The organism is Streptomyces sp. NPDC045701, from assembly GCF_056432045.1.
Window position 1 is genome coordinate 1 of sequence record NZ_JBWKJV010000215.1, and the last position, 1,271, is coordinate 1,271.

1 protein-coding gene is annotated in these 1,271 nt (G+C 67.8%); it reads right to left on the reverse strand.

The window, feature by feature from the left end; all coding sequences use genetic code 11:
* Positions 1-18: 18 nt before the first annotated feature.
* Entirely contained in the window at positions 19-1,215 is a 1,197-nt protein-coding gene (locus AC07DW_RS34535) for an IS110 family RNA-guided transposase (protein ID WP_478861538.1), read from the reverse strand.
* Positions 1,216-1,271: the final 56 nt, after the last annotated feature.

The following is a 1,271-nucleotide window of genomic DNA, read 5'->3' on the forward strand; positions in this document are numbered from 1 at the left end:
CGCTTCCTAATGTTGTTGTCAAGCGGTTGCGGCCACGGGGGGTGTGACCTCGTAGCACCGCCGGTCACGGATCAGGGCCCACAGGACGTTGACGCGTCGGCGGGCGAGGGCGAGTACGGCCTGGACGTGTTTCTTGCCTTCGCCGCGTTTCCTGTCGTAGAACTTCCGCGAGTTCGGGTCGCAACGGATGCTGACGAGCGCGGAGGTATAGAAAACGCGTTGCAAGCGCCGGTGGTAAGCCACGGGCCGGTGGAGGTTGCCGCTGACCTTGCCGGAGTCCCGTGGCGCAGGGGCGACGCCAGCGAATGCCGCCAGGGCGTCCGGGGAGGTGAACTCGTCCAGGCCGCCGCCGACAGCGGCGAGGAACTCGGCACCAAGGGTCGGGCCGATACCGGGCACGCTCTGGACTATTTCGGCGAGTTCGTGCTCGCGAAACCGGCCCTCGATGAGCTCGTCGATCCCGGCGATGTGCTCGTTGAGGGTCATCACCTCCTCGGCCAGGGTGTGGACCAGCTTCGCGATGGTCTTCTCCCCGGGAATGGCGGTGTACTGGCGCCCGGCAGCCTCAACCGCCGCTTCGGCAAGGGTTCTTGCATTGCGGACGCTGCGGTTGGCCAGCCACTTGGTCAGCCGTGTGACGCCGGCGCGGCGGATCGCGGCCGGGGTCTGGAACCCGGTCAGGAGCTTGAGCGGGCCAAGGTTGGTGACGTCCAGAGCCCTCTCCAGAGCCGGGAACATGCTCAGCAGGGTGCCCCGCAGCCGGTTCACCGAGCGGGTGCGGTCCTCGACCAGGTCGGACCGGCGCCCGGTCAGCAGCTTCAGCTCGATGGCGGCTTCGTCACCGGGGCGGATGGGCCTCAGGTCGCGGCGCATTCTGGCCTGGTCAGCGATTACGTAGGCGTCGCGGGCATCGGTTTTTCCCTCGCCGCGGTAGCCGTCGGAGGCGCGGTTTACCAGCCGGCCGGGGAGATAGAGGACCTCCTGGCCGTGGCTGACCAGCAGGGCCAGCAGCAGCGCGGGCTCGCCGCCGGTCATGTCGATCGCCCAGGTCACCTGCCGGCCGTCCGCCAGGTCGAGGACGTCACCGATCAGTTTGAGCAGCTCGGGCTCGTCGTTGGTGACCCGCCGCGACAGCAGCGTCTTGCCGTCCGAGTCCAGGGCAAGGCCGTGATGATGCCCCTTGCCGCTGTCGATCCCCGCCCATATCCGGCTCATCGTGCTCCTGACGTGCGTGTTCGTTCAGTTCGTACCACGGACGACTTCGCCGGCAT

Coding starts and splice junctions, on each gene's coding strand:
- AC07DW_RS34535 (WP_478861538.1), bottom strand. CDS start 1,215: ATGAGCCGGATATGGGCGGGGATCGACAGCGGCAAGGGGCATCATCAC.